9 protein-coding genes are annotated in these 13,305 nt (G+C 49.2%); 6 read left to right on the plus strand and 3 right to left on the minus strand.

Translation table 11 applies throughout. The features are described 5' to 3' along the window. Nucleotides 1-101 precede the first annotated feature (101 nt). Nucleotides 102-890 carry an SDR family NAD(P)-dependent oxidoreductase gene (locus C8E01_RS18670; RefSeq protein ID WP_116544976.1) on the plus strand — a complete coding sequence of 263 codons (789 nt, stop codon included), beginning with the start codon at nt 102-104 and terminating at the stop codon, nt 888-890. A 301-nt stretch (nt 891-1,191) separates the two neighbouring features. Here the strand turns inward: C8E01_RS18670 and C8E01_RS18675 are convergent, their stop codons facing one another. The 3 genes from C8E01_RS18675 to C8E01_RS18685 all read right to left on the minus strand — a co-directional run bounded on the left by C8E01_RS18675 (nt 1,192) and on the right by C8E01_RS18685 (nt 4,443). Beyond that, on the minus strand, nt 1,192-1,617 hold the full coding sequence (locus C8E01_RS18675) for a DUF6640 family protein (protein WP_116544977.1): 426 nt from the start codon (nt 1,615-1,617) through the stop codon (nt 1,192-1,194). A 318-nt stretch (nt 1,618-1,935) separates the two neighbouring features. Next, entirely contained in the window at nt 1,936-2,067 is a 132-nt protein-coding gene (locus C8E01_RS21995; RefSeq protein WP_317046915.1) for a ferrochelatase, read from the minus strand. 1,272 nt (nt 2,068-3,339) lie between these two features. Next, nucleotides 3,340-4,443, minus strand: coding sequence for a PepSY-associated TM helix domain-containing protein (locus C8E01_RS18685; RefSeq protein ID WP_165820692.1), 1,104 nt, complete (start codon nt 4,441-4,443; stop codon nt 3,340-3,342). A 227-nt stretch (nt 4,444-4,670) separates the two neighbouring features. Here C8E01_RS18685 and C8E01_RS18690 point away from each other — a divergent pair, with 227 nt between their 5' ends. The 5 genes from C8E01_RS18690 to C8E01_RS18710 all read left to right on the plus strand — a co-directional run bounded on the left by C8E01_RS18690 (nt 4,671) and on the right by C8E01_RS18710 (nt 13,249). Then, nucleotides 4,671-7,031, plus strand: a complete 2,361-nt coding sequence (locus tag C8E01_RS18690) for a TonB-dependent receptor (protein ID WP_116544979.1) — start codon at nt 4,671-4,673, stop codon at nt 7,029-7,031. A 144-nt stretch (nt 7,032-7,175) separates the two neighbouring features. Beyond that, nucleotides 7,176-7,493, plus strand: a complete 318-nt coding sequence (locus C8E01_RS18695) for a DUF6686 family protein (protein ID WP_116544980.1) — start codon at nt 7,176-7,178, stop codon at nt 7,491-7,493. Nucleotides 7,494-7,934: 441 nt separating this feature from the next. After that, entirely contained in the window at nt 7,935-8,660 is a 726-nt protein-coding gene (locus tag C8E01_RS18700) for a DUF6088 family protein (RefSeq protein ID WP_116544981.1), read from the plus strand. After that, on the plus strand, nt 8,657-9,631 hold the full coding sequence (locus tag C8E01_RS18705) for a nucleotidyl transferase AbiEii/AbiGii toxin family protein (RefSeq protein ID WP_116544982.1): 975 nt from the start codon (nt 8,657-8,659) through the stop codon (nt 9,629-9,631). Before C8E01_RS18700 ends, C8E01_RS18705 begins: the two co-directional genes overlap by 4 nt. A gap of 939 nt (nt 9,632-10,570) precedes the next feature. Then, entirely contained in the window at nt 10,571-13,249 is a 2,679-nt protein-coding gene (locus C8E01_RS18710) for a cation-translocating P-type ATPase (RefSeq protein WP_116544983.1), read from the plus strand. Nucleotides 13,250-13,305 lie beyond the last annotated feature (56 nt).

Genomic DNA, 13,305 nt, shown 5'->3' on the forward strand with positions numbered 1-13,305 from the left:
CGGGGGGCATGACTCGCTCAAGCAGAAGGTATCCGTGGGCAAAGTGTCAGTGAAATCATCCGTATGTAGCAAAAGTGTAAAATAAACTTAATCAGATAAAAATGAATGAATCAACCTTACAGGGAAAGAAGGCGCTGATAACAGGCGCTTCCAGCGGATTGGGATTTGCTATGGCAAAAGCATTGGCGCAGGCTGGTGCTTCCGTTGCCATTACGGCCCGCAAAAGTGATAAGTTGGACAAAGCACTGGCGCAGCTAAAAGAGCAGCAGTTAGATGCCTATGCCCTGGAGATGGATGTCCGGGACGAGCATTCTATCGAAAAGGCTGTGCAGTGGGTGCGGCAGCAGTGGGGAAAATTAGACCTGCTTGTCAACAACGCTGGAATCGGGATGCGAACGGTTAACCCGGATTTTCTAACTAAACCGCAGCCTTTTTACCAGGTTAGCGCCGCAGGCTTCCGTGACCTGATCGATACCAATCTGACCGGCTACTTTCTGGTTGCCAAAGCTTTTGTTCCGCTGTTTCTGGAGCAGGGCAAAGGCAAAATCGTGAACATCTCCATGAACCACGAAACCATGAAGCGAAAAGGATTTGTACCCTACGGTCCGTCAAGAGCAGGTACCGATTCCCTTTCCCACATTATGGCTGAAGACCTAAAGGAATACCACGTTGATGTAAACATGTTGCTGCCTGGCGGGGCCACCGAAACAGGTATGATACCCGAACAGGCGAAAGAGGAAATCAAAAGCCGATTTCGGCTACTTGATCCGGATGTGATGGCCACACCAATTATCTTTCTGGCATCTGATGAAAGCAGTGGAATAACCGGTGAGCGCATTACCGCTACCACCTTCGACAGCTGGCGATCAAGCTTAGCTACAAAAAAGTAATCGCCCCATTCTTCTGGCTACTGCACCATTACTCTCTGCGCTATTTTCAGGAGGGATCGCAGCTATTACAGGAGGTGCAATACTGCAACAAAGCAATGATGGCAGATTTACAAATGATGAGACACTTGGGCGTCTCATCATTTGTCCTATTTTCATATGCGTTGTCCTGATGCCCTTTACAAGCCGATTATGATATATATAATGATTTATAAAGACAGAAACTACATAAATGGCGTTGTTTTAAATCAGCAAGATGAAGTGCGACAGATGTATGTTCCTTTAATAATTTATAACGTCCATGCTACCTGCCTTTCTTCCGGGCAATAGAATAGCCAAAAGCAAGAGCCGAAAGCATGATAGTACTGAGCAGACCTTCATTTAGCGGTATCCCACCTATTTTTTTTATTTTGTCTGGAAACTCGGCTTCTAAACCTTTAGCACCGGGAAAAGCAAAGCTAGTGGCCATGGCTATCCAGAAAAAGCTGGGGAGAACGGCACCCCCTAATAATTGTGTTTGGTTGATGTTACCTTTCTTTTGCAACAGGTACCAACCGCTACTACCCAGCAAAGCACCTAACATAATGGTCATGGCATCGTGAAACTTGGCGTGTGGAGTCCATCGGGGGTTAAACAAATGGGTTTTGTTCCAATCGGCTAAGAATCCACCCACCGCCGTAAATGCCGCCGCAGACATGAGGATGATGCGGCCTACTCTATTTTGCTTCATAGTTTTTGCTTTATGTAACAACATATATACCTTTAAACATTTACTTTCAAAACCAACTTAGGTTGCTTTCGGTAATTGGCCGGGACAGAAGAGGTATTTTTGTAAATACCAAAAACACAGTAACCAGCCCACCAACCCTTATTGCATGGTAGTAGCCCACTATCCAGTTCATCTAAAGCACCGTTGTATTTAAAACAATTTGCTTAACAGCCTCCACCCAAAGTGGATGTGTATTCAGGCTTTCTATCAATTGCCAGCGCTATCCACCTGCTTATTCAAACTTCTCTTTGGATTATAAGCCTACTTCTATTGTAGGTTCTATGTAATCTGCAACAAACGCGGGACTAAAAACCAGTACATTCTTTTTCCCTGGGCAGGTAGCTCTTTTAGCACATCGTCAGTAAATGGCTTTAGCCAAGGATCATTACCCAGGAGCGACTGAAACGAAATAGTATACTAGTGTTCTGTTATTTAGTTAATTATAATTCTTTGGCCAATAGACGCGATGTTTCAGAACATTGAGCCCTTGCCCTGGTACATAATTTTGCCAGGAGCGAGCGTGTGGGGCGATCGACAACATTTTACGCTTTAAGCGAAAAGGGCCAGTTCTGGCTTCCTGATCCCCTGCCCAGGTGATCGCTGAATTACTGCAGTCCGTGAGAAACCTTCTAGGGGATAATGCTCTGCAACTATTGATTGGTAACCGGGGAAATCAGACCTGCCAACGATACGAATAGCAATTAAGTAATGCTGCGACCTTGGAAGAACGGTTGGAGACACTGGCCAAAATCCGCTCCGAGGAAGGCTATATAGCTGAATTGAAGAAAGAGGACGATGCATAAAACTATTATCCGATCTGTGCATCGGCTACCGAACGACAGGGTTTTTGCAGAGCGGAGTTCAAGAACTTTAAATCGCTGATCGGCAAAGAATATGAGGTTAACAGAGTTAGGCGTATCATCACAGACGGCCAACGTTGTGTCTATGGCATCACTAAGTAGCGTTTCTCGCCAGCGGCAGTCAAGCGTGTAACAGGCACAATCGCTCTCACTATAATACTTAGCGATGCTTTGATAGTTCTAACGGCTACACCCGACGTTCTGTACATAGAACGATAATCTACTATCAACTGCCTACTGCTCTTCTTTGTCGCTAGCCATCGGACTGAAGAACTCTGTTTCTTATCTATTAAGACATACAACGGTTTTAATGGTAGCAAGCGTATATGCTTTAAAATTAAAGCATATACAGGGTCTTATAATTTACCTTATGTTAAGTAAGGAGTGCTTTATGCTTGTTGCCTACTATGGAAAGCTCCTCTTAGATCAGCCTGAACTGTGCCAGCTTGCCGCTCACAGGTTTCCTGGTGTGGTAGTATAAAGTAAAAAGAAGAAACCGAAGAAAGCTTCATCTATCAAAGATTACCACCGGAAAAGCCCTACATAAGCCCAAAGAAGACGGAGCTACATCTGTATAATTTTTAGCAGATTAAACTATTGTCTCTTTGTAAGCAGAATTCATAACCAAAGCACACAACTATTGAAAACCTATATGAAGACTTGACTGTCATTTTAGGGTTTTACCATTCATGTCAGGATTAAGAGCTGCTACAAACCAATAGCCTATAGATAATTTGAAGTTCTTCCTGATACTTCCCCTGGAAAGCTGCACCATACTAAAGAGCATCAACTGCAAGCATCTCGCAAGCCATGAGCTGCACCTTTACACGGCCCCTCCGGTATGCGAGTAGCGTACAGGCACTTTGCGTTTTTGCATCAACTTATCTGTTTTGTTGTTCTTTAGTCTCCATATGAAAAAGCCTGATACGGCCAGCAGACCAGGCATCATACCGAAGAAACAGTAAATAAGCTTTACTGCAGGGCCGGCATAGTCGCCGAAGTGCAGCGGCTTGAACACCAGCAGCATGCGTTCGTTCCAGGGCTTGTCTCGGGCAAGATTTACGGCCTTCACCCCGCCGGAACTTAGGTCCACCTGTATGTAACTAGAGGTAGACCCGTAGTATGCGGGATCTGATTTGTGTCTTCCGAGGATGGAGAACGCCCCGCCTGCGAAGCGGAGGTAATTGATTTCAAATTCCGGATACTCCCCTCTTACTTGCTCAAGCACAGCGTCCACGGACATTATTCCTGATGGAGCATCCTCTGCGGCACCAGCACTGGCAGGGACAAGAGCGCTTTGTACAATGGTAAAAGCAATCCAGCTACCGGTAACACTTAGAAGTAGGTTAAATACCAAGCTCCACACCCCAATTACCCGGTGCAGACTGGAGAAAAAAGAGCGGCTGCTTTTAAAGGAAACGCGCTGCCGGAAAGAAAGTACCTTCCAAATGGACCTGCGGTAAAGGATAGAGCCGGTGATAGAGAGCAAGATCAGGGACAGTCCGCCCAGCAGCACTAGTATTTTTCCCGGTGTGCCGGAGAGCAGGTTGTAGTGAAGATCAAGTAGTACATGCACCAGGCGCTTGTCCGCACGCGCCACGGTTGCCAGTGCTTTCCCTGTTTGTGGGTGCACAAAAATCCATTTACGGATGCCATCTTTCCTGATCTCATACTTCAGTGCCTGGTTCGGGTCTTTAGGAAGCTCCGGCACCCGAATGTCACTGCCAGGGTAAGCCTGCAGGATCCGCTTTATGGAGTTGTCTATCCTAAGGCCGGCAGCAGGTGCCTCCAAAGTGGAGTGGCTGGCGAATTGTGCATGGTCAATCTCATGATGGAATACCAGCACCGATCCCGTGATACTTGAGATCAACAGGAAGATTCCTGCCAACAGCCCCAGCCAATGATGGATGGAGAAAGTCCTTTTCACCCGCTTCTTCAAAATCTTAGTTTGTATCCTGTTTCCTACAGGCAGCTTTCGCAAGGCTATCTTCCGAAAGCTGCCTGTCCTGCTATAATGATGCATTGCAAATCTATGCGGGAATCACCTAATGTCAAAGCTTATTTAAAATTAATCTAAATAAGCTCTTGCCTTTTTGTTTTTCAGCCTTACTTTTGTCCAACCAACGTATTTATAATTATTCTAAATAATAACTGATGAAAAAACTTTTACCACTGCTGGCCATGTGCATGTTGCTGTCGGCCAGTGCATTTTCCCAAACGGGCAGCATAAGGGGAACAGTACTTGATACAGAGAATCAGCCTGTGTCCTTCAGCAGCGTGTTCCTCAAAGGCACCAACACAGGCACTACCACCAATGAGAAAGGAGCCTTTAATCTGGAGCGGGTGAATGCCGGAGAACACAGACTTATAGTTTCAGCCATAGGTTTTGAGCAGAAAGTCATAGCAGTTACGGTAAATGCAGGAGAGACCCAAACGGTGCAGGTAAGCCTTTCGCCAAGCCAGCAGGGGTTGAACGAGGTGGTGATCTCCGCCAGCCGCACCCCAGAAACCATTGACCAAGTCCCCTCCTCCATTACCGTGCTTTCCCGAAAAGCCATTGAGGAAGACCTGATGGTAAGCACGAACATCATAGATATTCTCAGCAACAAAGTGCCAGGCCTTGCGCCAAGCACAGGCACCAGCAGCAACTGGGGCCAGACACTTCGTGGCCGTGCCATGCTGGTCATGATCGACGGGGTGCCGCAATCAACTCCCCTTCGTAACGGCGCCGTGGATATGCGTGCACTGGATCCGGATGCCATTGAGCAGGTCGAGGTAATAAAAGGAGCCACCGCCATTTACGGAAACGGTGCAGCGGGTGGTCTTATCAACTACATCACCAGAACGCCGCGTCAGCAAAAGCCTCTTAGCGCCCGCACTTCGCTGGGCATGACAGGTTCACTGGTGGATGCTGACAACAGCATTGGCGCCAGGGTAAGCCAGATGTTCTACGGCAAGACAGGCAAGTTCGACTATGTGCTGAGCGGTGCCTATGAGCAGAGCGGTGAGTGGAAGGATGCCGAGGGGGATGTGCTTCCTCCGGACTATGGCCTGGGCGAGACCGATTCTTACAACGGCTTTGTAAAGCTTGGCTATGACTTTACCCCCTTTAACCGTGTGCAGCTGACCTACAACTACTACAGCAGTGAGCAGAAGACGAACTATGTGCCGCAGTACGGGAACTACCAGAACAGGCAAAAAAGCACAGCCGTGCTGGGCGAAACGCTTGGTGTGCCGCAGGGCGTGCGCTCCAACCACAACCTGCACCTGCGCTTCTCCGGGGAGCAAGCCTTCCTCAGCAGCCGCTACGAGGCAGACGCTTACTTCCAGTCAGTGGACAACGTGTTTTTCTGGTCTCCTAATTTTGAGTTCGGCGGGCAGTCCCTGGTCTCCTCTGTAAAAAAGGGGGCAAGAGGCTTGCTCACCACGCCTTACAAAATCAGTGCTTCTGTTGAGGGAGATGTGACCTATGGCCTTGATGTATTGAATGACATTACTTCTCAACCGCTGGTGGACGGCCGCATATGGGTGCCGGAGATGAACATGCTCAACGTCGCGCCTTTTGTGCAGCTGAAGACTGCCATTGCCGAAGACCTGATCTTTAAAGGCGGATTTAGAGCCGAGAAAGTAAATATTGAGGTAGAAGACTACACCACGCTCAGAACAGTAAACCCTACCACAGGAGAGATCGACAACCCGGGCTTTGCGGTAAAGGGCGGTGAGCTGGGCTACAATGCCTACCTTTTCAACGCCGGGTTGCGGTACAACAAATTTGAGTTGTTCACGCCGTACGCCAGCTTCTCCCAAGGCTTTTCTGTGGCCGATATTGGAGTGATGCTACGCTCGGCGAGAGTAGACGATATCAGCAAGATCAGCACCGAGGCCATCGTGATCAACAACTATGAGGCAGGCTTTGTGAGCAAGTTCCGCAAGCTGAGGTTTGAGGGAGTGGGCTTTGTCAGCACCTCCGAACTGGGGGCAAGCGGCCAGTACAAAGACGGTGTGTTCGTGGTCATGCGCACACCGGAGAAAATCTACGGAGTTGAGGCGACTGCCGACGTTTCTCTGCTGGATAACCTGAGTTTTGGTGCTACCTATTCTTTTGTAGAAGGAAAGATGGATGTGAATCAGAACGACAAGTTTAGTGATGCAGGGGATGTTTACCTGGGCGGTGAGCGCATCTCGGCTCCTAAATACACGGCCTACCTTCGTTATGCGCTGTTTGAAAACAAGCTTGGTTTCAACCTGCAGTACACGGGCATCGGCGCCAGAGACCGGTTTGAGCTGAATGAGAAGGGAACTTATAATTTCTATCAGGGGCCTGTGGAACCTTACCAACTGGTGAACCTGTCTGCCAGCTACAAAATGAGCAAGAACACTACGTTCAATATAGGCGTGGAGAACCTGTTTAACGAAGATTACTTCCCTGCGCGCTCGCAGTGGTTCACTTCCCCGACCCTGTACACAAAAGGCAAGGGGGCAGCCTTCAACGTATCAATGGTGGTAGAGCTGTAGAGCAGGTACTAAGACAAACAGGCAGCAGCGCCCCAAGTACTGGGCGCTGCTTATACTGGCAAGCCTGAAGAGGCAATGCAATGCTGCCCGTGCCCCTCATGACCACAGTGGATTAGAATGCACCAATAAAAGTAACTAAGCTTTATGTGTGATACCCGGACGCTCAGTAGCAAAAACAACACCTACATCAGCCATTGCGTAGGCTGCAGGTCCGTCAGCCTTTGGCATAACAACCTTATTGTAAGCTTCACTCCTGAACAGTTTTTCGCCTTCAGCAACCTCATCCGCAGGTACAGCTTTGCTGATGGTGCCATGCCATTTCCGGATGAGCTGGAGCGTATCATGATACGCCTACCCCATAAGGATTTCACGATGGCTTTTACCGAAGCGGAATGGGTGAATCTAGGTGAGGTTGTTGAGGAGGCACTGTACATGCGCCAGATTTACGAGATGCTGGAGTAGATGCAGCATTTGTTAGCAAAGCGGGTTTCTCTAATCATGCTTTTACACCATGCACGTTTGAATGGCTTCTGATCAAGTATATGCACCCCTCTAACTATGGAAATGTTATTCTGGCTATCGGCGTGCCAGCCATTTGCGTTAGCTGAAAAAGTAGCAGCAGTCCTTCTGAGCTTTGCCGAAGATTTCTGATGCCAATACAGGGAAGACCAACCGGCATAAAAGCCAGCCGGTTCTATTAGTAGATTGCCCCTTAATTTACCGAAATCGCCATTTCAAAAGAAAAACAGAATATTACTTCCTTCCTGAATACTCTAGAGCCGTTATCAGAGGAAGAACGGTTGTTTGAAATTTATTATGTCAAGTTTAATAACAAAAAAACTTGACATAATGGAGAGAGGAGGGCTACCTTTGCGGGAACAATATGGTGAAGAACAAACAGCTATGAGCATCATGCAGCAAGTCCGGGAAAGAATTGAACAGGCCCATCCCGGTCAGCTGTTGACTTATGCTGATTTTCAGGTAAATGATAGCCAACTGGAGGCCCTGGCAGCGGCGCTCAGCCGCCTGGCCAGGCAAGGGGTGATCAACCGACTGGCAAAAGGCCGCTACTACAAGCCGAAGGAAACTGTTTTCGGGAAAGTAAGACCATCCGAAAAAGAGATCATTAAGAGCCTGAGCACTTCCAAGGGCAAAGTCAAAGGGTACGAGAGCGGTTTGGGGCTATACAACCAGCTGGGTCTGACCACGCAGGTTCCCCGGGAGGTGACGCTGACGACCCGCAAGCAACGCCGGGTGGCGAACGTCGGGAAAACCAAAATCCGTTATGTTCAGAGCCCTACCAACTTCAAGGAGTCTGACATTGACAAGCTTCAAGTCCTGGACGCACTGCGCGGTTACAAGAAGATCCCGGACCGCAACAGCGAAAAGACGATCCTCATTCTGCTGGAGTATATCAGAAAATTAGCCGAAGGCGATATGGATCGGCTCATGGAGTTGGCGCTGGACTACAACCCCGCTACCCGTGCCCTACTGGGAGCCCTGTTGGAGCAGCTGGGCTATGCACAGGTGGCGGATAGGCTAAGGCAGTCGCTCAACCCGCTGACTAAATACAAACTGGGCATTAGCGAGAGCATTTTGCCCAACAGAAGAGACTGGAATATCATATGAACCTGCACCAAAACCCGGAGGTGTTTCGGGACGCTATTACGGCCACAGCAGAGGCCCTGCAGATCAGGGATGTGTATGTGGAGAAGGATTACTGGGTGACGCTGGTGCTCTATAGGCTGGCCCACTCCCCCTACGTGGAGCAGGCCATCTTCAAGGGCGGTACCTCCCTATCCAAAGCCTATAACCTGATCGAGCGCTTTTCAGAGGACATCGATCTGGCTATTAACGCGCTCGAAGGCATGACTAACAACCAGGTCATGCAGCTGATCCGCAAAATCTCAAAAGAGATCACAAAGGACATGGTTGAGGTAAATGATCCGCACCGAGCCAGCAAAGGCTCCCGCTTCCGCAAAACGCTGCATGAATACGGAGCCACTGTGCAGGGAGACTACGGTCAGGCAACCGACAAGATTCTGGTGGAAATCAATTCCTTTGCCAGCCCTAATCCACACCAGCTGATGCCAATCAAGACCTACATCAGCCAGTTTATGGCTCAGCGCGGCTTGCTGGACCTAATCAGGCAGTACGGCCTGGCTCCTTTCGAGGTGAACGTGGTCAGCCTGGAGCGCACCTTCACAGAGAAAGTACTCGCCTTGGTGCGGGCCTCTTATGCTGAGAACCCCATAGATGAGCTGGGTAGTAAAATCCGCCATGTCTACGACCTGCACGCCATGCTGAAAGCACCTGCAGTAGTCTCCTTTCTGCACAGCGAGGACTTCTTCCAAATGATCAAGGCCGTGCAGGCCGATGATGCCCGCAACAGCGAGTTCCAGGGGGACTGGGCTCTGCATCCGCTGGATGCCTGCCTGCTGTTTGCCGATGTGGGCAGAGCCTGGAAAACATTAAACTCTGCTTACCAGCAGGAATTCCGTTCCCTCGTGTATGGCACGCTGCCTGACCCAGAGGAGATAATTGCCGTCTTGGGAACGGTCGCTGCACGCCTCCAGGTATTTGGAGGCAGGAAGAGTTAAGTCAGATAGGTAGCATTGACTTAGTGTAATTAGTCCCACAAGCTGTGGGATTAACTGCTCCTCAAACTATAGAACTAAATAATAAGAAATCGCACAGGCCGTGCACAGCCACTTTTCCTGGTAATACTCCGCTATATCTCACCGGCTATTGGCTGGCTTCGAAGGTAAGGAAGTGGTTTCCCACCTGTATAAGCGTAGGTTTTCTTATCAGTCTGCTTCCCTTCTTTGTATCCTGAGATTTCCAATTCCATGGCGGCCGGCAGAGTCTTCACCGTCGAGAAACCATAGGTCTGGGTATGAAACTCCGTGACGCCCTCGCCTCATAGGAATAGTTCTCCTCTGTCAGGTGTTCCTGCTCCTACTCCTACTCTCTTGCCCTCCGCCCTGTTATAAATGCTTGTGATACGCTTTGGAAGTAAAGCTGCTCGACTGTATCACCAACTCATCTCATTAATCAAAATACCAGTTTGATTTGTGAGACGGCAATTCGGGACCCACTATACACAGATCTTGCATATTGCTTACAAGCATCGCTAAAACGGTCGTTTTACGGGACAACTGCTGTCAACTTATTTCTGTACAACTTAAAGCTTAATTGGTCTTCTCCTGAAATAGGTTGACAAAAGTTATTCCGCCAAACGGCAGCTTTCTGGGACGGATAATTGAGGTTTTACCGGCGGATAATTAGATAGCTTCTCCAGGGTAAATAGCACCTGACCCTCTCCGGAGCGGACCATAGACTACGTATATTGATATCTTTACTTTCAGTATTAAAATGGGGCTCTGAATAGCTGCAGGACTGATGCTGCAAGGAGCAGAGAGTACCTGAAAATATCTTCCAGTAGGTCATTGTAATTCCAATGCTCTGATGGTATATTTCACAAAAACACATCGGACCTATAGCAACAGTGCCTTAGTCGGCAACAACAAAAAAGCAAGATGAAAGATTGGTATAAAAAGTCTAAAGAGGAAGTTTTAGCAGAACTCGGAACCTCTCCTAAGGGTATTTCAGATACTGAGGCAGATGTGCGCCTGCAAGAGCACGGCCCAAACAAACTGGCTGAAAAGAGGCAGAAAAGTCCTTTTAAACTGCTGTTACAGCAATTTACCGAAACGATGGTGCTGATTCTGATAGCAGCAGCATTGCTCTCCCTGTTTCTTGGAAAGACTACAGAAGCGGTGGCCATTATGGCGATTGTGCTTCTTTTCGGTTTTCTCGGGTTTTTCCAGGAATATCGTGCAGAGCGCGCCATGGCCGCACTGAACCGGATGGTAGTTCCCAAAGTGAGGGTGAGGCGAAACGGGGCAGCCAAAGAAATATCGGCCAAGGAGCTTGTGCCAGGTGATATAGTAGAGCTGGAAGCGGGTAATGTCGTGCCTGCAGATCTTCGGGTGTTAAGTGCTTTCAATCTCAAAATTCAGGAGTCAGCCTTAACAGGAGAGTCCGAGCCAGTAGAAAAGGATGTTGATCCTATAAACCGGGAGGATGTGCCGATAGGTGACCGCAGGTGCATGGCTTTCAAGGGAACAGTGGTAACTTACGGAAGAGGGGTGGGCATTACTGTTTCAACCGGCATGGGAACTGAGCTGGGGAAAATTGCAAACTTAATTGATACCGTTGAAACAGGTAAGACACCGCTGCAGGAAAGGCTAGACAAGCTGGGTAAATTGCTGGCGCTGTTCGGTATTGTGGCCGCCGCCGCCATTTTTGGCATCGGCCTGTTACTGGGGGAATCCGCTGCGGACATGTTCCTGACAGCCGTAAGCGTGGCAGTGGCAGTGGTGCCCGAAGGGTTGCCTGCGGTGGTCACCATTACGCTGGCGCTGGGGGGGCAAAGAATGTTAAAACGGAATGCCCTGATCAGGAAGCTGCCTGCCGTAGAGACACTGGGTTCTGTTACCGTGATCTGCTCAGACAAGACAGGGACACTCACCCAAAATAAAATGACTGTAACGGCAGTAGACCTTCCTGGGCAGACAGTGGCGTTTCAGCCTGGAGCCACGGTAGAAGCAGAGGGGCCGTCAGCGGAAGCCCTTGACTTTGCGCTTGCCGTGTCGGTGCTGTGCAATGATGCTACCTTCAAAAAGGGTGCTGGCCCTGACTCGGAACAAATGGTAGGGGATCCGACAGAGACGGCTTTGCTTATTGCCGGGGGGAAGAGAGGCATTTACCAGGAAGACCTCCTGGAGAAGCTTCCAAGGGTGAACGAGCTTCCCTTTGACAGTGACAGGAAAAGGATGTCCACCGTTCATAAAGTGGATGCGGCTTCACCTGGCTATTTACAACCACTACAGAACACGTCTTTTGTGCTTTGCGCTAAAGGTGCCCCTGACATGCTTTTAACTGTTTCTGACTCTGTGTGGGTGGAGGGGAAGGAAGTGCCGCTTGATGCTGAATGGGAGGAGAAAATTTTAAAGGCAAACACCAGGATGGCCCAAAATGGGATCAGGGTGCTGGGGCTTGCCTTTAGAAGAGTGGATTCGGCAGAAGGTAAAGCGGATATGGAGAAAGGGCTTACCTTCATTGGTCTTGTGGGAATAATCGACCCGCCTCGGGAGGAAGTAAAGGCTGCGGTCGAAAAGTGCAGGCTGGCTGGCATAAGGCCTGTGATGATCACCGGAGACCATCCGCTAACAGCCGCAGCAATCGGCCGGGAGCTTCATTTCGGAGAAGGGTCAGAGGTCATAACAGGAGATCGGCTACAGAGAGCCGACGAAGATGAGCTCTTGGTATTAGCAGAAAACACCTCAGTGTATGCAAGGGTGTCTCCGGAAGATAAACTCAGGATAGTCAGCGCACTTCAGAGGCGGGGGGAAGTTGTGGCAATGACCGGTGACGGGGTGAATGACTCTCCTGCGCTGCGCAAGGCTGATATCGGCGTAGCGATGGGGATAACAGGGACAGATGTGGCCAAGGAAGCTGCAGACATGGTGCTGCTGGACGACAACTTCACGACCATCGTGGCTGCCGTGGAGGAGGGAAGGGTGATATTTGACAACCTGCTCCGGTTTATCAGGTTCTCCCTTGCCGGAAACATCGGTAAGGTGCTGATCATGTTGGTGGCTCCTTTCTTCGGCATGACAATAGCTCTGCAGCCGCTGCAATTACTGTGGCTGAATCTGCTGACTGACGGTTTGCTGGGGCTTGGCCTTGGGACAGAGCCGGCAGAGGAAGATATCATGAGAAGGCCTCCCAGAGATCCGGAGAAGGGTGCACTGGAAAAGAAAGACGCTTTTCAGTTAGTTTTAGTAGGGGCAACCATTGCCGCTACTTCGCTGGGCCTGGCCTTATACTACTATAACCCCGCTGATCCAGAAGACCACACCTGGCAGACAATGATTTTTGCCACTATCGGATTTGCACAGGTTTTCCAGGCGCTTGCCCTGCGCTCTTCAGCCCACTCAGCCTTTGCCGTAACTACCAATCCATTGATGATGGTGGTAGTTGTTGCCTCTGTATTACTGCAACTCGCTGTTATCTACCTGCCCTTTTTAGAAAGCTTTTTCAGACTTGTGCCTTTACCGTTAGAGGACCTGCTTATTTCAGTTGCGGCAGGCAGCGTAGTTTTTATTGTTATAAAGATTGAAAAGATGGTGTTAAGAGATAAGAAGCCTTGAGGCTACCGCTCTTCTACTTTGATGGTATAATCGCACTGATCAGAAATGAAGAGGCT

Source organism: Pontibacter virosus (assembly GCF_003096355.1).
In the GTDB taxonomy this organism is placed as follows: Bacteria; Bacteroidota; Bacteroidia; order Cytophagales; family Hymenobacteraceae; genus Pontibacter; species Pontibacter virosus.

Bases quoted from the DNA above. Each gene is read 5' to 3' on its own strand.
- C8E01_RS18675 (WP_116544977.1), bottom strand. From the start codon at position 1,617: ATGAAGCAAAATAGAGTAGGCCGCATCATCCTCATGTCTGCGGCGGCA.
- C8E01_RS18705 (WP_116544982.1), top strand. From the start codon at position 8,657: ATGAACCTGCACCAAAACCCGGAGGTGTTTCGGGACGCTATTACGGCC.
- C8E01_RS18670 (WP_116544976.1), top strand. From the start codon at position 102: ATGAATGAATCAACCTTACAGGGAAAGAAGGCGCTGATAACAGGCGCT.
- C8E01_RS18710 (WP_116544983.1), top strand. From the start codon at position 10,571: ATGAAAGATTGGTATAAAAAGTCTAAAGAGGAAGTTTTAGCAGAACTC.
- C8E01_RS18690 (WP_116544979.1), top strand. From the start codon at position 4,671: ATGAAAAAACTTTTACCACTGCTGGCCATGTGCATGTTGCTGTCGGCC.
- C8E01_RS18700 (WP_116544981.1), top strand. From the start codon at position 7,935: ATGAGCATCATGCAGCAAGTCCGGGAAAGAATTGAACAGGCCCATCCC.
- C8E01_RS18695 (WP_116544980.1), top strand. From the start codon at position 7,176: ATGTGTGATACCCGGACGCTCAGTAGCAAAAACAACACCTACATCAGC.